Annotated in this window: 18 protein-coding genes; 14 read left to right on the top strand and 4 right to left on the bottom strand. The window is 69.0% G+C overall.

Going from position 1 to position 19,000, the window contains the following annotated elements:
- Window positions 1-193: 193 nt before the first annotated feature.
- Entirely contained in the window at window positions 194-352 is a 159-nt protein-coding gene (locus KZ686_RS15905) for a DUF6726 family protein (RefSeq protein ID WP_265635469.1), read from the top strand.
- A gap of 116 nt (window positions 353-468) precedes the next feature.
- Here the strand turns inward: KZ686_RS15905 and sctR are convergent, their stop codons facing one another.
- Both sctR and sctQ read right to left on the bottom strand, forming a co-directional pair.
- Window positions 469-1,128, bottom strand: a complete 660-nt coding sequence (gene sctR, locus KZ686_RS15900; RefSeq protein ID WP_006576043.1) for a type III secretion system export apparatus subunit SctR — start codon at window positions 1,126-1,128, stop codon at window positions 469-471.
- Window positions 1,125-2,378: a type III secretion system cytoplasmic ring protein SctQ gene (sctQ, locus tag KZ686_RS15895; RefSeq protein WP_265634123.1), complete on the bottom strand. Its 1,254-nt coding sequence runs from the start codon at window positions 2,376-2,378 to the stop codon at window positions 1,125-1,127. Before sctQ ends, sctR begins: the two co-directional genes overlap by 4 nt.
- A 499-nt stretch (window positions 2,379-2,877) precedes the next feature.
- Between sctQ and sctV the strand changes: the two genes are divergently transcribed.
- The 13 genes from sctV (at window position 2,878) to KZ686_RS15830 (ending at window position 15,289) form a co-directional block, all read left to right on the top strand.
- A complete protein-coding gene (gene sctV / locus KZ686_RS15890) occupies window positions 2,878-5,013 on the top strand; it encodes a type III secretion system export apparatus subunit SctV (RefSeq protein ID WP_265634121.1) in 2,136 nt (711 codons plus the stop codon).
- Between the two features lie 3 nt (window positions 5,014-5,016).
- Window positions 5,017-5,283, top strand: a complete 267-nt coding sequence (locus KZ686_RS15885) for an EscS/YscS/HrcS family type III secretion system export apparatus protein (protein ID WP_149318284.1) — start codon at window positions 5,017-5,019, stop codon at window positions 5,281-5,283.
- A 180-nt stretch (window positions 5,284-5,463) separates the two neighbouring features.
- Window positions 5,464-7,137 (top strand): type III secretion system outer membrane ring subunit SctC, encoded by a 1,674-nt coding sequence (sctC, locus tag KZ686_RS15880; protein WP_149318285.1) that lies wholly within the window; start codon window positions 5,464-5,466, stop codon window positions 7,135-7,137.
- Window positions 7,137-8,351, top strand: a complete 1,215-nt coding sequence (locus KZ686_RS15875) for an FHA domain-containing protein (protein ID WP_262484950.1) — start codon at window positions 7,137-7,139, stop codon at window positions 8,349-8,351. The genes sctC and KZ686_RS15875 overlap by 1 nt, the downstream gene beginning before the upstream one ends.
- Window positions 8,352-8,463: 112 nt before the next feature.
- Window positions 8,464-8,667 carry a hypothetical protein gene (locus tag KZ686_RS15870; RefSeq protein ID WP_006580119.1) on the top strand — a complete coding sequence of 68 codons (204 nt, stop codon included), beginning with the start codon at window positions 8,464-8,466 and terminating at the stop codon, window positions 8,665-8,667.
- A gap of 101 nt (window positions 8,668-8,768) precedes the next feature.
- The gene (locus tag KZ686_RS15865) at window positions 8,769-9,197 is read left to right on the top strand and encodes a hypothetical protein (protein ID WP_226105528.1); all 429 of its coding nucleotides are present in this window, start codon (window positions 8,769-8,771) and stop codon (window positions 9,195-9,197) included.
- A complete protein-coding gene (gene sctJ / locus KZ686_RS15860; RefSeq protein WP_226105530.1) occupies window positions 9,194-10,012 on the top strand; it encodes a type III secretion system inner membrane ring lipoprotein SctJ in 819 nt (272 codons plus the stop codon). Before KZ686_RS15865 ends, sctJ begins: the two co-directional genes overlap by 4 nt.
- A complete protein-coding gene (locus tag KZ686_RS15855; protein WP_265634114.1) occupies window positions 10,012-10,878 on the top strand; it encodes a type III secretion system protein SctK in 867 nt (288 codons plus the stop codon). Before sctJ ends, KZ686_RS15855 begins: the two co-directional genes overlap by 1 nt.
- A complete protein-coding gene (gene sctL, locus KZ686_RS15850; protein ID WP_023264256.1) occupies window positions 10,860-11,468 on the top strand; it encodes a type III secretion system stator protein SctL in 609 nt (202 codons plus the stop codon). Before KZ686_RS15855 ends, sctL begins: the two co-directional genes overlap by 19 nt.
- Window positions 11,469-11,523: 55 nt before the next feature.
- Window positions 11,524-12,942 carry a FliI/YscN family ATPase gene (locus tag KZ686_RS15845; protein WP_226105535.1) on the top strand — a complete coding sequence of 473 codons (1,419 nt, stop codon included), beginning with the start codon at window positions 11,524-11,526 and terminating at the stop codon, window positions 12,940-12,942.
- On the top strand, window positions 12,939-13,451 hold the full coding sequence (locus KZ686_RS15840) for a type III secretion protein HrpD (protein ID WP_226105536.1): 513 nt from the start codon (window positions 12,939-12,941) through the stop codon (window positions 13,449-13,451). Before KZ686_RS15845 ends, KZ686_RS15840 begins: the two co-directional genes overlap by 4 nt.
- The gene (gene sctT, locus KZ686_RS15835; protein ID WP_226105538.1) at window positions 13,448-14,245 is read left to right on the top strand and encodes a type III secretion system export apparatus subunit SctT; all 798 of its coding nucleotides are present in this window, start codon (window positions 13,448-13,450) and stop codon (window positions 14,243-14,245) included. The genes KZ686_RS15840 and sctT overlap by 4 nt, the downstream gene beginning before the upstream one ends.
- A gap of 9 nt (window positions 14,246-14,254) precedes the next feature.
- Window positions 14,255-15,289 (top strand): EscU/YscU/HrcU family type III secretion system export apparatus switch protein, encoded by a 1,035-nt coding sequence (locus KZ686_RS15830; RefSeq protein WP_023264257.1) that lies wholly within the window; start codon window positions 14,255-14,257, stop codon window positions 15,287-15,289.
- 102 nt (window positions 15,290-15,391) lie between these two features.
- Here the strand turns inward: KZ686_RS15830 and KZ686_RS15825 are convergent, their stop codons facing one another.
- Window positions 15,392-16,444: a helix-turn-helix transcriptional regulator gene (locus KZ686_RS15825; RefSeq protein WP_265634101.1), complete on the bottom strand. Its 1,053-nt coding sequence runs from the start codon at window positions 16,442-16,444 to the stop codon at window positions 15,392-15,394.
- A 494-nt stretch (window positions 16,445-16,938) separates the two neighbouring features.
- The gene (locus KZ686_RS15820) at window positions 16,939-18,231 is read right to left on the bottom strand and encodes an MFS transporter (protein WP_265634099.1); all 1,293 of its coding nucleotides are present in this window, start codon (window positions 18,229-18,231) and stop codon (window positions 16,939-16,941) included.
- Between the last annotated feature and the right edge of the window lie 769 nt (window positions 18,232-19,000).

Raw genomic sequence — 19,000 nt, 5'->3', positions numbered from 1 at the left:
CCAGCGCCGGCAGCGGGCGAGCAGAACGGGGAAGGGCGATTGCAGGGCGTGCAGGTGGGACGTTTCGGCAACAGTCATCAGGGATCCGGAATGGCGTACCAGTCCATATGCTAGCCCAGGATGCCGGCAGGCAAGGAATCGTGCACAATGCGCGTTCCCGCTGACGAGGCCGTGCCCGATGAAACGATTGCTGATGATGTTGCCGCTGGTCCTTGCAACCGTCTTTGCGCTGGGTGGCTGCGGCGTGCTTGCCGCCCCCTGTCGGGTCGCCTCCGCGGGCCTGAAGATCGTGCCCGTGATCGGCGATGTCGCCGCGCTGCCGACCGATGCCTGCGCCGAGGTGATCGACTGAGGCTGAGGGGATTGACTGAGGCCGAGGTGGTGATGGGGCCGAGGTGATTGACTGAGGCGGCGGTGACCGACCGAGGCCGAGAGCGAGGTCGCCGCCGATGCCGCAGCCGCAGCGCCCTAGCGGTACGACAGCACCAGCCCCTGGATCAGCTGCGTCCACCCCTCCAGCATCACGAACAGCAGCAGCTTGAATGGCACCGAGATCGTCGTTGGCGCGATCATCGACATCCCCAGCGCCAGCAGGATCGCCGCCACGATCAGGTCGACCACGACGAAGACCAGATAGATGATGAAGCCGATCTGGAACGCGCGCGTCAGCTCCGACAGCGTGAAGCTCGGGATCAGCACCATCATGTCGTCCGGCTGCAGATCGTCGGCGCGGCCCTCGGGCCAGATCCGCTTGGCCGATTGCACGAAGAAGGTGCGGTTGCGCTCCTCGGTATGCTTGATCAGGAATTCCTTCAGCGGCCCGCTGACCGAGTCGTAGACGGTGACCACATCCCCCACGTTGAACGGCGCATTGCTCTGCGCGCGCCGCTCGATCGCGTCGAAGGCATCGGCGCCGATCGGCGCCATGATGTACGCGGTCAGGATGATCGCGATGCCGTTGAGCACCATATTGGGCGGCACCTGCTGCAGCCCCAGCGCGGCGCGCAGCAGCCCGAACACGATCACCAGCTTGGTATAGCTCGTCACCATCAGCGCGACGAACGGCGCAATGCCGAACGCCAGGATGACGGTGAGGATCAGTACCGGGTTGTACAGATTGCCGCTCATGCGTCGCCCGCGGCGAAGCTCGATACGCGCACGCCGAGCCGGTTGCCCACCGCGATCAGCGTGCCGGTGCCGAGGATGCGGCCGCCGGCGACGATGCGTACCTCGCTCTGCTTCAGCGGCTGGGGCAGTTCGAACACATAGCCGGGCCGCACCTCGCGAAGGTCGGCCAGCGCCAGCGAGACATCGCCGACCTCAAAGCGCAGCGACACCTCCAGCTCTTCCAGCCGGTCCAGCGCGGCCGGCGCGGCGTCGGGATGGGGCAGCTCGCGCTGCCCGTTGTTGCGGTCTTCCATGCTGTCTCCGTGAGCCGACGGCGCGGCGGGGGCGCCGGTCGGGCGTTGAATCGTGATGCGGCGACCCTCGGCCAGCGCGGGCCAGCCCAGGCCCGCGGCACCGGTCGTGCAATGGACCGCGAGCGCGCCGCCATGCGTCTGCCAGTGTTCGATGCCGACGATGTCGCCCGGACGGATGTCGCGCATCTCGCCGACCGCGATGGCGGTGGTGCCGATGCGCACGGCGAGCGGCACCTGCAATTGCGCCAGCCACGGCGGCAGCGAGGCGTCGGGCTCGCGTTGCAGCAGCGGTAGCGCGCCGAGGCGCTCGGGCTCGTCCAGTTGCAGGGTGGCGTGCAGCGTCTCGCTGGCGGCCGCGACATGGCGGTCGTTGCCGCCATTGCCTGCATTGCCCGCATCGGCGCCACCGGCTCCATCCCCGATGCGCCGCAGCGTCAGCCCAAAGCACGGCGCGCCAGAGCGGAGGCCGCCGCCGTCCCCGTGCCACGCGAACGGCTGCCGGGCCGTGGCCGCCACCACGTCGGCGACGGGGGCCAGGGCATCGGCCATCAAGGCTTGACGCAGCAGGGCCGGCAGCGTCTCCGCCGCACCCTCCACGCCGAGCAGGCGGCGTTCGCTCGGCACATCGAACAGCAACTGTCCGCGCGTCTCGCCGAGCGTGAAGGCGTAGGCGTTGGCGCTTGCGTTGAGCCCGCCGTTGGCACTGACCTTGGGGTTGGGGTTTGCACGGGCGTTACCCCCGCCGCTGGACGAGGGCAAGCCGCCCGCCGCGGGGCTCTCATGCGGCTCGAAATGCAGCAACCAGTCGGCGCCGGCCACCCGCAGCCGCAGCGGCGCGGTCCGGCACAGCAGGCGGTTGGCCAGGGCCGCCACATCCGCCTCGACGTGCGGCAGCTCCGGCGCGGCGTCCAGCTCGCGGATCGCCGCCTCGCCGCTGCCTGGGCGATGCAGCCGCACGCGCGCACGCGCAGGCCCGCGGCGGCCCGCCGACATGGGACCTGCCGACGCAGGAGGTTCGCTGAGCGCAATGGACGTCATGGATGGCAGAGGCATGGCAAGGCCCGCCGGCGGCGGCGAGGACCGCGGCGGTCGCAGCCAGTTGGTGAGGCCGAAACAAGCGAGACCGAAATAAACAAGACGGAAATACGGGAAGAACGATACGGAAGCAGGTGCAGCCCCGTCCACTACGAGCCTTGGTAGTGGGACTGCGGCGGCCGCGTCCGCAGCCCCGCCGCTACGAATCCTCGGTATTGGTCGCGTGGCGCAGCCGCCATACACTGCGCTCACCGTTCGCCAGGGGTGCGCCGCGGCGGCACGGCCTGCGTGGCGCGTGTGGCGCGCGTGGCCCGCGTGGCCCGCGTGGCCTCCACCCAGGTAGCGCCATCGAGCGCGGACAGTCCGGGCCCGTCCCGGCGAACGGCCGATCGAACCATCGCAGCAGCCCACATACCGCGTCATGGCAAAACTGTCGGGATTCACCAAGGGGATCGGCCCCGCGCCGGGCCTGCAGCAGATGGCTGCGGCGGCCTCGCGCCAGTCCGACATCGCGCTGACGCTGCTGCTGTTCGCGGTGATCGCGCTGTTCGTGCTGCCGCTGCCGACCTTCCTGCTGGACCTGATGCTGACGATCAACCTGGGCATCAGCCTGACCCTGCTGATCGTCGCCACCTATATTCCGTCAGCGCTGTCGCTGTCGACCTTCCCCTCGCTGCTGCTGTTCACCACGCTGCTGCGGCTCTCGCTCAATATCGCGTCGACCAAGCTGATCCTGTTGCACGCCAATGCGGGCCACATCATCGAGACCTTCGGCAAGCTGATCGTCGGCAACAACGTCGTGGTCGGCGGCGTGGTGTTCCTGATCATCGCGATCGTGCAGTTCATCGTGATCGCCAAGGGCTCGGAGCGCGTGGCCGAGGTCGGCGCCCGTTTCGCGCTGGATGCGATGCCCGGCAAGCAGATGAGCATCGACGCCGATGTCCGCGCCGGCACCATCAGCGCCGCGCAGGCGCAGGAGCGGCGCCGCGAACTGGAGCAGGAATGCCAGCTGCACGGGGCCATGGACGGCGCGATGAAGTTCGTCAAGGGCGATGCGATCGCCGGCGTCGTCATCGCGCTGGTCAATATCCTGGCCGGCATCACGATCGGCACGCTGATGAAGGACATGAGCATCGGCGACGCGCTGCAGCGCTACGCGATCCTGACCATCGGCGACGGCATGGTGTCGCAGATCCCGTCGCTGTTGGTGTCGATCGCCGCCGGCGTCGTCATCACGCGCGTGTCGTCGGACGACAGCGACAGCCGCGCCGCCAACCTCGGCACCGTGATCGGCCGCCAGCTGCTGGCGCAGCCGAAGGCGCTGCTGGTGTCGGGCGTCGCCATCGCGGTGTTCCTGGTGGTACCGGGCTTCCCCAAATGGACCTTCGCCACGATGGCGCTCGTGGTGGCGGGGTGCGGCTACTGGCTGATGCGCCGGGGCCAGCGTACTGCCGGCACGGTCACGTGGATCGAGATGCCGGACGACCGCAAGGAAGAAGACGCGCGCTCGGCCGTGGCGCCCGCGCTGGCGCTGGACCTGGACCCGACGCTGCGCGATCGCCTCGACATGCGCCAGTTCGAGCAGCGCATGACGATCGCCAAGAGCCAGGTCGAGTCGGACCTGGGCATGGTCTTTCCGCGCCTGCGGATCGAATACCGCCCGCTGGGCGAGCCCGACGCCTACGCGATCCGCGTGCAGGACGTGGTGGCCTCGCGCGGCGCGCTGCGGCCCGGCATGGAGCTGGTCGAGCCGGGGTCGCGGGCGCTGGTGGACCAGGGCCGCGCGGTGGTCGGCGCGCCGTTCGGGCCGTTCGCCGAGGCGGTCTGGATTCCGCAGGAAAAGCCCGCCGGCCGCGGCGGCCGCGAAGGCGCCAGCGATGTGCCCGCGCCCGGCGCACCCCGGACGCTGTCGTGCGAGGAAGTGCTGGCCGTCCACGTCGGCGCGGTGATCAAGCAGCATGCCGCGCCGCTGCTCGGCATCCAGGACGTGCAGGAGATGATGCACGTGGTGCAGGCCGAGGCCCCGGACCTGGTGATGGAACTGGCCCGTGTGGTGCCGCTGCAGCGCGTCACCGAGGTGCTGCGGCGCCTGCTGCAGGAAGACGTGCCGATCCGCAACCTGCGCACGATCTTCGAGAGCCTGGTGACGTGGGCGCCCAAGGAAACCGATGCGATCGCGCTGACCGAGCTGGTCCGCGTCGATCTCGGCCGCCTGATCACCAGCCGCCATGTCGGCGGCGAACGCGCGATCGACGCGGTGCTGTTCGAGCCCGCGCTGGAGCAGCGCGTGCAGGGCGCGATCGAGAAGGCCGCGCGCGGCAACCTGCTGCTGCTGAGCCACGACGTCACGCGCGAGATCCGCGAGCAGCTGCGCCAGCTGCTGGAGAAGGCCAATGCCGCCCGCGTGGTGGTGGTCGTCAGCGTCGACGTGCGGCGCTACATCAAGCGGTTGATCGAGCCGGTCGCGCCGCGCCTGCCGGTGCTGTCCTATCAGGAAGTCGACGAGGACGTGCGCCTGGTGCCGGTCGGCTGGATCCGCAATCCCGAGGTCGAGTAAGCGATGGGCGCCGACACCATTCTCGATATCACGCGCGAGGCGCTGCTGGTGGTGCTGTGGGTGACGCTGCCCGTGGTGCTGATCGGCACGCTCGTAGCGCTGGTGGTGGCGGTGCTGCAGGCGGTCACCCAGATCCAGGACCAGAGCATCGGCACCTCGGCGCGGCTGATCGCGGTGCTGGTGTCGCTGGTGCTGCTGGGCGGCTGGCTCGGCGGCGAGGTGATGCGGTTCTCGCAGCGGGCGATCCAGACCATGCTGACCTTTCTATAACGAAGTTTCGACGACAGATTCGCAGGGCAGTTACGCACACTGATGCAGTGGAAAACCGGGGAGGATATGTTGACAAGCGAACGGTTCGGACCTCGATGTCTGGCCATGGCGGGCGCAATGCAAGGCGGTCCGTCGACAGATAAGAAGCCACTAACGCCGCGATATGCGGTCGGTCTGCGCATGGTGGTGGCGGTGGCGCTGCTGCTGGCCCTGTGGTTCGGCGCGATCGCGCCGCTGCACGCCGCCGACCTGAACTGGCCCGGCAAGCCGTTCCAGATCTCGGCCAGCGAGAAGCGCGTGGCCGATTTCCTGCGCGAACTGGCGTCGACGCAGGGCACCACCGCGGTGGTCGATTCGCGCGTGGACGGCACCATCAGCGGCCGCTTCTCCGATTCGCCGCTGTCGATCCTGCGCAGCGTCTGCGCCAGCTATGGCCTGACCTACTACTACGACGGCTCGCTGCTCTATATCGAGCCGGCCGGCGAAGCGCGCAGCGAGGTCATTCCATTCGCGCGCGGGGCGGGGGACCGGTTGCAGGATGCGCTGGAACACATGCAGGTCATCGACTCGCGTTATCCGATCACGATCAACGACGACGACGGCACCGTGATGGTGTCGGGGCCGAAGCGTTATGTCGAGACCGTGCGTTCCGCGGTGCGCGCCTTCGACGACCGCGCCGTCAACGACGACCGCGCCGAGGTGCAGATCTTCCCGCTGAAGTATTCGTGGGCGTCCGATTTCCGCATCAACCGCTCGGGCAAGGACATCACGGTGCCGGGCGTGGTCACGGTGCTGCGCAGCCTGTACGGACGCCAGCGCGCCGGTACCGCCACCACGCCGGTCAGCATGGGCCCGAGCCGCGGCGCCAGCCGCATGGCCGAGCTGCGCAGCGGCGGCGCCAACAACATGACGCTGCCGCAGGCCAATCCGCGCCAGGTGCTGGAGTCGATGGCCGACAGCTCCACCGGCATCGGCCAGCCCGGCTTCGGCAACTGGGGCTTCGGCGGCCTGCCGCAGTTCCAGGCCGACACGCGCCTGAATGCGGTGATCGTGCGCGATGTGCCGGAACGGATGGCGCAGTACCAGCGCCTGATCTCGTCGCTCGACATCAAGCCGCGCCTGATCGAGATCGAGGTCACGATCATGGACATCAGCCAGGAGAACCTGGACAGCCTGGGCGTGGACTGGCGCCTGCATACGCGCCACGTCGACCTGCAGCTCGGCGGTGGCGGCGGTTCGCCGCTGACCTTCGGCAATGCCCGCTCGGAGGGCGGCACCACCGGCAATACCGCCGGCTCGGGCCTGCAGTTCACCGGCGCGATCGGCAACGACGTCACGCGGTACCTGCTGACGCGCGTCAAGGCGCTGGCCGAACGCGGGCAGGCCAACTTCGTCGCGCGCCCCAAGGTGCTGACGCTCGACAACACCGAGGCCGCGCTGGAGAACATGCGCGAGTTCTATGTGCGCGTCGACGGCTTCCAGGACGCGGGCCTGTTCAACGTCGTGGCCGGTACCGCGGTGCGCGTGACGCCGTTGGTGATCGACGAGCGCGAAGGGCGCGCCGTGATGCTCAGCATCGATATCGCCGATGGCGACCTGTCCGGCGAGACCGTCGACAACATTCCGATCGTGCGGCGCCGCTCGATCACCACGCAGGCGATGGTCGATGAGGGCAAGAGCCTGCTGATCGCGGGCTATACCGTCGAGGAGAAGCTGCGCGCGTCGTCGGGCGTGCCGTTCCTGCAGGACGTGCCGATCATCGGCAACCTGTTCAAGTACCAGGAGAAGCGCCAGGCCAATATGGAGCGCTTCTACCTGCTGACACCGCGTCTGGTGATGCCGGGGATGAGCTGATGGCCGCCGCCTTGCACGTCGAATCGCAAGTCGATCCGCTCGCCGGTTCGCACGGCGAGCCGCGCGCCGATTTGCGGGCCGATCCGCCGCGCCATGACGCCGGCGTTGGCGGTTGGACGCTGCGGCTGCTGGGCGGCGCCGTCTACGGCCGCGTGATCTCGCTGCGGCGCGGCGCCAATGTGCTGGGCGCCGCCAGCGACGTCGACATCAGCGTGCCAGGCGACGACGTGCAGCCGCGCCATCTGGTGCTGAACGTCGGCGAGCTGGCGGTCTCGGCCGAGCGCATCGGCGAGGCGCAGGTCAAGGTCAACGGCCGCGACACCACGCAGCGCGTGATCGCGCTGGCCGGCGGCGACATCCTGACGGTCGGCTCGCTCGACATGGAGCTGCTGCGCGCCGCGCCGGCGGCGTCAGAGACCACCGACACGCTGTTCGCCTGGGCCGAATCGGGCCGCCGCGCCGCGCGCGCCGACAGCGACGAGCCGGTGCGCCGGTCCAGCCGCTGGGTGCTGGGCGGCATCGGCGTGCTGGTGGTGGCGCTGCTGATCGGTGCCGGCTGGCTGGCCGCCACGCTGTCGCAAGACGGCGGCTTTGCCCGTACCGCGCAGGTGGACCCCGCCGCGGTGCGCGAGACCGTCGCGGGCTATCCGGAACTGGAGGTGGTGTCGCTGCCCAACGGCGCGGTCACCGTGCGCGGCTTCGTCAATTCGCGGGTGGACCGGCAGCGCATCGCGCAGGCGCTGGCGCCGTTCGGCCGAGGCGTGCAGCAGCAGGTCAGATCGGCCGACGACATCATCGAGCATATCCAGCGCTACGTGGACGAGCCCGGTGTGGGCATCGCCTACCAGGGCAACGGCCGCGTGGTGCTGACCGGCACGGCGGACCCGGTGGCCGGCCGCGACAAGGTCAAGCGCGTGATCGAGGATCTGCATCCCGGCGTGCTGGTGTCCGATCGCATCGACTACCGCGAGACCGCCGACAGCCGGCGCCGCCATCTGCGCGAAGGCCGCTGGGACAACTGGCAGGGCGTGTTTCCCGCGCGCGTGGTCAGCATCACCGATAACGGCGACGGCACGCGCTACGTGCAGCTCGCGAACGGCAGCCGGTATTTCGAAGGAGCGGTGCTGAAGAACGGCGCCGAGATCGAGAAGATCGAAGCGGACGGGCTGGTGCTTAAGGAAGGCAAGGGCGGCGAGCCGCCGCCGCAGCGCTGAGCGCCGCTGGCATTCGCCGTGGTCCCTTGTTTCTTGAAGGGGGCCGCGGCAGATCGGTTCCGCATCGCCGATGCGGAGTGTTTGGCAGTACCACTTGACGAAGGAGATGGAAATGGCTGGTGAAGTCGATCTGAACGCCAAGATGCAGGAAATCCAGCAGAAGGCCCAGGAGTTCTCGGTGAACATCATGGCCCTGCAGGACACGCTGACCCGTCAGAACGCCGTGGTCAGCAGCGAAATGGCGCACAACACCCAGAAGGCCAACCTGGTCCAGGGCGCGATGCAGGACGTCAAGCAGACGTCGAGGACCAACTGACGGCGGCGGGGTCGCGCGCGTCGCCGGACGGCCACGAGGCCGGTCCGGCGCGCCGCGCACCCTGACCGGCTTGTCTCTCATTTCAGTCCAGGAGAACAGCGATGGATCCCACCGCGATCGCCGCGCAAGGCGCTGCCGCCGAGGCGGCTACCGTGTCCGCGCACCAGCAGGCGCCGCAGGCCAACCAGGCCGCCGATCCGGCCGATGCGCGCACCTTCGCCGAGATGGTGCAGCATGGCGCCGCCGGCGGCACCACGGCCAGCGAGCCGAGCGCGTCCTCGCTCGGCGCCGCGATCCGCACCACCTATGTGTCGGCGGGCGAAGAGGCGGCACGCCAGGCCGCGCGGCTCGACGAGATGCGCGAGAGCATGTTCACCGCGATCCAGCAGGGCAGCACCAGCGACGTGGTGTATCAGGCCATGATGCTTCAGACCGAATCGCTCGAGCTGTTCTCGTCGATCCATGTCACGTCGAGCATCGGCAGCGCGGGCACCAATCTGTTCAACAGCCTGCTCAAGAACCAGCAATGACGCCGATCTCTCCGGCTTCGGGCATGCCGGCTGCCCGCCGGCTGCCGCTTGGCCGTCTTGCCCGTCTCGCTCCGCTCACGCTGGCCCTGCTGCTGGCCGCCTGCCGCGTCGACCTGTACGCCTCGCTCAACGAGGCCGAAGCGAACCAGATGCTGGCGGTGCTGACCGCCGAGGGCATCGACGCCGACAAGGTGCGCGCCGGCGAGACCGGCTGGAGCGTGCGCGTCGACGAGGCGCAACTGCCGGCTGCGCTCGAAATCCTGCGCAGCGAAGGGCTGCCGGGCGAACGTTTTTCGTCGCTGGGCCAGGTGTTCCAGAAGCAGGGCCTGGTGGCGACGCCGACCGAAGAGCGCATGCGCTATATCTTCGCGCTGTCGCAGGAGCTGTCGGAGACGCTGCGCAATATCGACGGCGTGGTCACGGCGCGGGTGCACGTGGTGATCCCCGCCACCGATCCGCTGTCGGACAAGATCCGGCCGTCTTCCGCGGCGGTCTTCATCAAGCATCGTCCCGATACCGATCTGCGGCTGCTGGTGCCGACGGTCAAGGACATGGTCGCCCACAGCATCGAGGGCGTGACGCACGACAAGGTTTCGCTGTCGCTGGTCGAGGCGCGGCCGTTTACGCCGATCGGGCCGGTCGCCCGCGCGCCCGCCAGCCAGGGCTTTCCGGTGGGCCGCTTCGCCGCGATCGCCGGGGCGGTGATCGCCGCGCTGGCGCTGGCCGGCCTCGGCGTGCTGGCGTGGAAACGCGGCGGCCTGCGCCAGGCGCTGGGCCGCCTGGGGGCACGGTCATCGATGAGGAGCCGTGCCTGATGGCCGCGCTGGCCGCGCCGGGTCTGCCGCATGCCGCGCATGCATCCTCGCATGTGCCCTCGCTTGCGCTGGCCCGGGCGGTCGCGGATTTTGCGCAGCGTCCGCTCGCGCACCAGCATCCGAGCTGGCTACCGCGCGAATGGCCGCTGCCGCTGCGCAGCGCTGACCGCTTCGGCGCGGCCGCTGCGCAGGTATTGGCCGGGCCGCTGGCGCTTGGCGGCGGCGACGAAAGAGCGCGCGCGCTGTTGCTGCAAACCTTGCTCGATGAGCGCGGCGATCCGCTGACGCGTCTGGTGCTGCTCGATCGCAGCGCACTGCGGCTGCTCGCCATCTGGTGCGGCATGGCCGTGCACAAGCCGGGCTTTGCCAGCGAACGCAGCCGTCTCGCGCAGCAGCTCGACGGCAGGCTGGGGGCGCTGGCCCAGCCGCTGATCGGCACCGTGCCCTACCGGCTGCGGCGCGCCGCGCGGCGCTTCGATCCGCAGGCGGTGGCCTTCATCCTGAAGCGCGTGCCCGACCTGCCGGACCTGCCGATGAATCTCGATCCCATCCGCGCCCGGCCATCGTCCGCCGCCCGCGTGATGGCCGAACGTGGCTACCGGCTGCTGTGCGGCCTGGTGCAGACGCTGCCGCCGACGCCGGGCGCGACACAAGGGGGCCCGGCACAAGGGGGCGCGGTACAAGGCGGTGCGGCCCAGGGCGATGTCGCCTCCGCGCTGTTGAATGCGGTACGCCGCAAGTTCCCGCGCCGGCTCGCCGCGCTGCCGGTGCCCGCGCTGAGCCGTCCGCAGGCCGCGCAGCTGCGCGAGCTGCTGCTGCTCAATCTGATTCCCGAACGGTTTCCGACATGGCACTGGCTTTTCTGATTACCAGCGAGAACCTGCAGCTGCTGTCCGAGCGCAAGGTCCTCAAGGAGGCGGAGTACGCGGCCCTGATGGACGCGGCCGAGGTCATCGAGGCCGCCCGCCGCGAGGCGCACCGCATCACCACCGACGCGCAGCGTGACGCCGAGCAGCGGCGCCAGCACGGCTACCGCGAGGGGTGGGCCAAGGCGCAGGCCGAACACGCCGCCGCCCAGGTCAGCGCCGCGGCCGAGGCCGAGCGCCAGCTCGGCGCGATGCGCAGAACCATGGCCAATATCGTGATGAAGGCGGTCCAGCAGATTGCCGGCGAACTCGATCCGGACATCATCCTCGAGGTCGCGCTGCAGCGGATCGACGTGCTGGTGCGCAGCGAGCCCTTCATCACCATCCAGATTCCGCTGGGCCGCGAGCAGGCGGTGCGCAACCTGCTCGACGCGATGGCAGAGACGCTGGACTGGCCGCGCCGCGCCAACGTCGTGGTCGAGCCGAGCCTGGAGCCCGACGCCTGCCGCATCCTGACCCCGTCCGGCACGATGGAGGTGGGGCTGCAGGCCCAGCTCGAAGCCTTTGCGCGCCGTGTGCAGGCGGGTTGATTCCCTGCCCATGCCCGACCGATCGCATCACGCCGCGTCTTTTATTCCCCGACCCATGGCCGACCCGCTCCCCACCTCCGACCTGAAGGCCGCGCTGCAGCACGCCGCGCTCGATCTCGAACGCGCCTTCGACCACTTCACGCCGGTGGCGATGCGCGGGCGCGTCTCGAAGGCGGTCGGCATGCTGATCAATGCGACCGGCATCCAGGCGCATGTCGGCGAGATCTGCCAGCTGGTCACGCCGGGCGAGCCGCCGCTGCTGGCCGAGGTGGTTGGCTTCGAGCAGCAGACCGCGCTGCTGACGCCGCTGGGGCGCACCACCGGTGTGTCGGCGGTGACCGAGGTCGTGCCACAGATGCATGGCTACCGTTGCCCGGCGGGCGCCGCGCTGCTCGGGCGCGTGCTCGACGCGCTGGGCAGCCCGATCGACGGCCGCGGTCCGCTGGTGGGCGTCAGCCAGGTGCCGGTCGAGAACGAGCCGCCCGATCCGCTGACCCGCGCGCTGATCCGCACGCCGCTGCCGACCGGCGTGCGCGCGATCGACGGCCTGCTGACGCTGGGCGAAGGCCAGCGCGTCGGCATCTTCGCGCCGCCGGGCGTGGGCAAGAGCACGCTGCTCGGCATGCTGGCGCGCGGCGCGCAGAGCGATGTCAACGTGGTGGCGCTGGTCGGCGAGCGCGGCCGCGAGGTGCGCGAATTCATCGAATACAGCCTCGGTGATGCGGGGCTGGCGCGCACGGTGCTGGTGGTCGCGACCTCGGACCGGGCGCCGATGGAGCGGGTCAAGTGCGCGTATACCGCGACCGCGATCGCCGAACACTTCCGCGACCAGGGCAAGCGCGTGCTGCTGCTGGTCGACTCGCTGACCCGGCTGGCGCGGGCGCAGCGCGAGATTGGCCTCGCCAGCGGCGAGCCGCCGACGCGCCGCAGCTATCCGCCATCGGTCTTCTCGATGCTGCCGCAATTGCTCGAACGCGCCGGCACCGCCGCACGCGGTTCGATCACGGCGGCCTACACGGTGCTGACCGAGGGCGAGGACGACAGCGATCCGATCGCCGAGGAGGTCCGCTCGATCCTCGACGGCCATATCGTGCTGTCGCGCAAGCTGGCCAGCGCCGGCCAGTATCCGGCGATCGACGTGCTGGCCAGCGTCAGCCGCGTGATGCCGCATGTGGTCGAGGACCAGCAGGCCCGCCACGCGGCCCGGCTGCGCGAGCTGCTGGCCAAGTACCGCGAGCTCGAACTGCTGCTGCAGATCGGCGAGTACCGTCCCGGGGCCGATGCGGTGGCGGACGCGGCGGTGGCATCGATCGGCCAGATCCGCGCCTTCCTGGCGCAACCGGCGGGCCGGCTCGACACCTACGAGACCACGCTGCGCACGCTCGAACGCGCGATCACGCCGCCGGCTGCGGCGGCTACGCCAGCGACGGCCGCGGCAGGGCGCGCCGCCGCTCAGCAGGAGGCCAAACGATGAACGGCCAATCGACCACGGTACCGCTGCGCCAGCTCGAACGCGTGCGCGAACGCCGCCACGACGACGCGCATCGCGAGATGCGGCAGAAGCGCGATGCCTTCCTCGAAGGCATGCGGGCCGCCGAGGCGGCACAGGGCGCGGTACGCGCGGCGCTGTCGGAGCGCGCGGCCTTCCTGCAGCGCCTGCGCGAGAGCGCCGCGCATGAGGGGGTCGCGATCTCGGGGCTGCTCGATGCGCAGGCGTGGCAGGCGTCGTTCGACGCCCGCATCGCGCGCGCCAACGCCGCGCTGGCGCAGGCGCTGGATATCGCCGGCCAGCGTCGCGCCGAGTTCGAGCAGAGCCGTCGGCTGTGGGCCCAGGCGCAGGCTCGCCTGACCGGCACGCGCGAACTGATCGACCGCGAACAGGCCGCGGCACGCGCCGACATCGAGCGCCGCGAGGAAGAGGCCGCCGAGGAGGCCGCGCTGCGGGTCTGGCAGCGGGGCATGGGGGCAGGCATCAAGGCATGATCGACCCGGCGATGTTCTTCCAGTGGGGCCGCGAGACCGTGATGCCCATCCTGATGGTGATGCCGCGGCTGCTGACGGCCTTTACCGTGGTGCCGTTCCTGTCGCACCAGTCGATCCCGGGTGTCGCCCGCAACGGCATCGTGCTCGCGATTGCGCTGTTCGTCTCGCCGGGCGCCCGCGTGGACATCGACGCGGTGGCGGGTGGCCTCTGGCTGCTGCTGATCTTCAAGGAGGCTTTCATCGGCCTGCTGCTGGGCATGGCGTTCGGCCTGTTCTTCGTCGCGCTGCAGATGATCGGCGAGCTGATCGACTTCCAGACCGGCTCGGGCAACGCCACCTTCTTCGATCCGGTGACGCAGCAGGAGGACGGGCCGATGGAGAACCTGCTGTCCCATCTGGGCATCGCGCTGTTTGCCTCCTTCGGCGGCCTGTTCGCGATGACCGGCGTGATCGTCGAATCGTTTGCCTTCTGGCCGGTGATGTCCTTCGGCCCGGATGTGTCGCTGTCGTCGTTCCAGTTCGCCAATATCTATGCGGGCACGATGTTCTCGTGGGTCGTCAAGCTGGCGGCGCCGATCCTGCTGCTGCTGGTGATCGTCGAGTTGGGCTTCGCGCTGATCGCGCGCTTCGTGCCGCAGTTCGACGTGTTCCAGTTCGCGCAGCCGGTCAAGATCACGGTCGCGTTCCTGATGCTGGTGCTGATGCTGTCGGTGATGGTGGACACGCTGCAGGGTTTCCTGCGGCCGGACAACGCGCTGATCGACCTGCTGCGCGGACGCGCGGGCGTCCAGTGAGGCCGCGCCATGGCCGATAGCGAAAAGAACCTCGAAGCGACACGGCGCAAGCTCGACGACGCGCGCAAGCGCGGCGAGGTGCCGCGCAGCAGCGATGTCACCTCGGCCTTCGTCTTTCTCGGGGTGCTGATCGCGCTATGGCTGCTCGGCCGCTATTTCGTGCGGCTGTTCCAGGCGCTGTGGCTGAGCGCGATGGGCGCGATCGACCAGCATCTCGCCGACCAGCAGATGCTGGCGCTTGGCGAGGCCGGGGCGCGCTTCCTGCTGATGGGCGTGCTGCCGATCGCGGCGATCGCGCTGGTCTGCGGCATCGTCGGCGCCTTCGTGCAGGTCGGGCCGCTGGTCGCGTTCGAGCAGATCAAGCCGCAACTGGCGCGCCTGAATCCGGCCGAGGGGCTCAAGCGGATGTTCGCCGTGCGCAATCTGGTCAATCTGCTGAAGACGGTGATCAAGATCGCGCTGCTCGGCGGGCTGATCTATGTGCTGGCGCTGCGCGCGATCGAGGACGGCGTACGCACCGGCTATGCGCGGCCGGCGGAGATCCTGCTGCTGATCGCCCATATCCTGCTGATGATGTGCTGCTGGGCCGCGGTGATCTACCTGATCATGGCGGTGATCGACTACGTGCACGAGCGCTACGAGTTCATGAAGCGCCAGCGCATGAGCGTGGAGGAGTACCGGCGCGAGTACAAGGACACGCAGGGCGACCCGATGATCGCCGGACGCCGCCGCGCCGCGTTCTTCGAGGCGGCGTTCTTCGGCGTCGGCGAGCGGGTGCGGGTGTCCACCGCGGTCGTGTATTCCACGCAGTACGCGGTGGCCCTGCGCTACGACGGGCCCGGCACGCTGCCCAAGGTGGTGGCCAAGGGCGGCGGCCAGGTTGCGGCCCGCATCCGCCAGGCCGCGGCCGACTACCTGATCCCGTCGGCCTTCGATTCGGACCTGGCGCAGCGGCTCTATCTGACGGTGCCGCTGGACCGCTTCATCGATCGCTCGCTGTTCGAACGGGTGGCGGACCTGATGCGTTGGGCGAAGGGCGGCTAAGGGCAGGGCTGCAGAAGGCTCAGGGCGATGAAGGGCGGAGGATGGCATCCACTCACCGCGCGCCTCGCCATCAGCGCATCAGCGCATCAGCCCCTCAGCCCCTCAGCCGTCAAGAAACGCCTCTTCCGCGCAATACCGCGCCGCCGTCCGTTCGCGAAGGCCGCCGCCACTGCGTTCCATCCGCTCCGCCCGATCCATCCTTTCCACCGCCGTGGCGATCAAGGTTGGATCCTGCATCGTGGCCGCATGCGCCAGCTGCACGCGATTGCGCACGCCGAAATGGCTGCGCAGCCGGCGCATGTGGTAGTCGACGTTGAAGATCGACATCTCCATGCGGTTGGCGATCTGCTTGTCGGACAGCCCCTGCGCCAGGCAGGCGAGGATGTCGCGCTGGACCTCGGACAGGCCGTCGCGCTGCGTGCCGCCCAGCGCCGGGATATCGGCGTGGCAGGTCAGGAATTCGTGCAGCGCGAAGCCGACCGTCAGCGCCTGGCCGATCACCGGGTCGCCGATCCAGCGGCGGCTTTCGATGCCGGAGGCGAAGCTGATCGCGACGAAGTCGCTGGTGCCCGGCATCGGCAGGTTCAGAAACACGCCGCTGCGGATGCCGGCGTCGCGCAGGTCGTCGAGGAAGCGGCGCAGCCGCAGCGCCTGCGTGCCGCCCGAGGTGCTGCGCTCCAGGTCGCTGACGTCCCACACCAGCGGCAGCCCGTAAGTACCCGGGCGCGGCTGGCGCGGATCGACCTCGTAATAGCGCTCGCGCAGGTAGTAATCGCGCCAGCCCGGATGCGAATAGGTATCGAGGAAGGTGCGCATCTGCACCTGCCCGCCCACGGTGGTGGCGGTGCCATAGCCGAGCCAGTCGAAACCGATCCCCCGGATCGCCGACTGCATCAGCGCGGTGCGCGATTCATGCGAGCTTTCGCGCAGCATCGCCTCGACCAGTCCCGGCATGCCGCCCTGGCGCGTGCGCCGCTGGACGGGAACGATATGCCGTTCGCCGAATACCTTGATGCCGTGGGGGCCCACCACGGGCGGCAGGCCACGTGGACCGCGGGCCGACGTGCCGCCGCTTGTGGCGCGCGGCAGGTCGGCACTCAGGGTCCGCGACAGGCTGGTGTCGCGGCCCAGGCCGGCTTCCACTTCTTTTTCCATCGATCGCCTCCGACAAATGCGTATGGCCGCCGCGTTGACGCGGCAGCGTGAAGGCTTGCCTCGGCCCGATCCGCGAGCGACATGGCACTCGCTGGCCCGGCCTTCAGGCGAAGCCCAACATACTGCTGACCCATTCCCGTCGGAAAACCCGGATGGCGCCGCGGTGCGGCGTGCCCGGTGTTGTGCGTGCCGTGCGTTGCGCGGCCGCTATCGCTATCGCTATCGATGCTGTGGTGGTGCGATACCGTGATGGCGCCATCGCTGGCTGCTGCCATCCGGCGCCGGCCAAATTATTGCAAGGCAAGATGTCACGACATCGAGCGCGCATTCCAACCGTGCGATGCGGGGCCGCATTGCCATCCGCCGCGATGCCCGCGGGCCGCGACGCGGCAAGGCCTGCGGCCGGTTGATGCGATGCGGCGATGATGTTGTATATCCGCCACTTTCCTTAAGTCTTGAAGGGTTATCGCCGCCGGCATGGATTGCCTGTTCCCTCATGCTTCGAGCGTCTTGCCGCGCGTTTCCGGCAGCGTCAGCGCGGCGATGATCAGCACGCCATAGGCGCCGGCGGCGAACACGCCGATGGTCTGTCCCAGCGGCATGGTCTGGCTGACATGGCCGATCAGGAAGGGGAACAGCGCCCCGATGGCGCGGCCCACGTTGTAGCAGAAGCCCTGGCCGGAGCCGCGCACGCTGGTGGGGAACAGCTCGGTCAGGAACGCGCCCATGCCGGCGAAGATGCCGGAAGCGAAGAAGCCCAGCGGGAAACCGAGGATCAGCATCACCGTGTCGTTGACCGGGATCTGCGTGTAGATCAGCGCGATCGCCATCGAGCACAGTGCGAACAGCATGAAATTGCGCTTGCGGCCGATGCGGTCGGTCAGGTACGCGCTGGTGATATAGCCCAGATACGAGCCGACGATCACCATCGCCAGATAGCCGCCGGTGCCGAGCACGGTGAGTCCGCGCTCGGTTTTCAGGAAGGTCGGCAGCCAGGTCGTGATCGCGTAGTAGCCGCCCTGGGCGCCCGTGGTCAGCAGCGCGGCGCGCAGCGTGATGGTCAGCAGCTTCGGCGAGAAGATCGCGGCGAACGAGGTCTTCTCGGCGGAGGCGGCTTCCCTGGCCTTGTGCTCGGCATAGACCTCGGGCTCCTTGACCAGCCGCCGCAGGAAGATCACGAACACCGCCGGCAGCAGGCCGATCAGGAACAGCGCGCGCCAGGCGGTTTCAGGCGGCAGGATGCTGAACACCAGCGCATACAGCAGCGCGGACATGCCCCAGCCCAGCGCCCATCCGGCCTGCACCATGCCGACCGCCTTGCCGCGGTCCTGCGAGCGGATCGCCTCGCCCGTCAGTACCGCACCCGCGGTCCATTCGCCGCCGAAGCCGAAGCCCATCAGCGCGCGGGCGATCAGCAGCTGCTCGTAGTTCTGTGCCAGGCCACACAGGAAGGTGAAGAAGGCAAACCAGACGATGGTCAGCTGCAGCGTACGCACGCGGCCGATGCGATCGGACAGGATGCCGGCGATCCAGCCGCCCGCGGCCGAGGTCAGCAGCGTGGCGGTGCCGATGAAGCCGGCGTCGCCGCGCGTGATGCCCCATGTCGCGATCAGCGTCGGAATGACGAAGCTGAGGAACTGCGTGTCCATCGCGTCGAGCGCGTAGCCGACCTTGCAGCTCCAGAACGTGCGGCGCTCGCCCGGCGTGATATCGCGATACCAGGCAAAGAGGCCGGTCGACGGTCGGCTTTGCTGCTCCCCCTGGATGCTGCCAATCTGCGTTTCCATGCGTTCCTCGTCGTGGTGTCTCGTCGCGGTGCGTCGGTACAGGCTTGATCCGGGCCAGAACGCGTGTCCCCAATTGCAGGCGGATTGCGTGCAAATCGGGCCATCGCGGCAAATCTCGGCAATGCGCATCGGCAATGCGCATCGGCAATGCGCGGCAAAGCTCGGCAGATTGGGCGGGCTGGCACCGCTGGTGCTGCCGGCCGGTCGACGATCGTCGTCGCTGTTCTGGTTCCCGCGCACTGGCGGCCGCGATGGCACGGCGGTGTGCCGATGCGCGCCTGGAGAGTCGGCGCGCGATCGCGGTGGCCCGCGGCGATGTCGCTTGACTCGCGGCGGTCTGCGGGAACCTGTCATGCATCGATGGACGTCCCCCGGCATCTGCATTCTTCAAATTAGCCGGGCGCCTCGTCCAACTATTTTTTAGCTTGGGTCCTCATAAGAAAAAATTGAGATCACCACTAAATCTCAGTCAATACGCGGGCCCCGGCCTGATCTGGCATTCCCGCGCTCCAGGGGCGATATCGGGTTTTCCCCGATGACGCGATGTCGCCAAATGGCGATGCCGCACGCCTCCCAACGTCTTTACCGCCCACCCTCCGTTCGCCCATCGCTTGGCCCGTCGTTCGGCGCGTCGTTCGGCCCGTCGGTTCGGCTCATCGAAAGCAACGCGTAAGCATACGGCGCGCCAGTGACAAGCGGGGCAGGGGATGCGCTACGGAGACTCGTAGGGATATCGCTGTGCAGCGCAGCAGCGGCGGCGCTTTGCACC

The organism is Cupriavidus cauae (assembly GCF_026210475.1).
Taxonomy (GTDB): domain Bacteria; phylum Pseudomonadota; class Gammaproteobacteria; order Burkholderiales; family Burkholderiaceae; genus Cupriavidus; species Cupriavidus cauae.
Note: the sequence above shows the minus strand (reverse complement) of the source record. Positions and strands in the feature narration are given on the sequence as shown.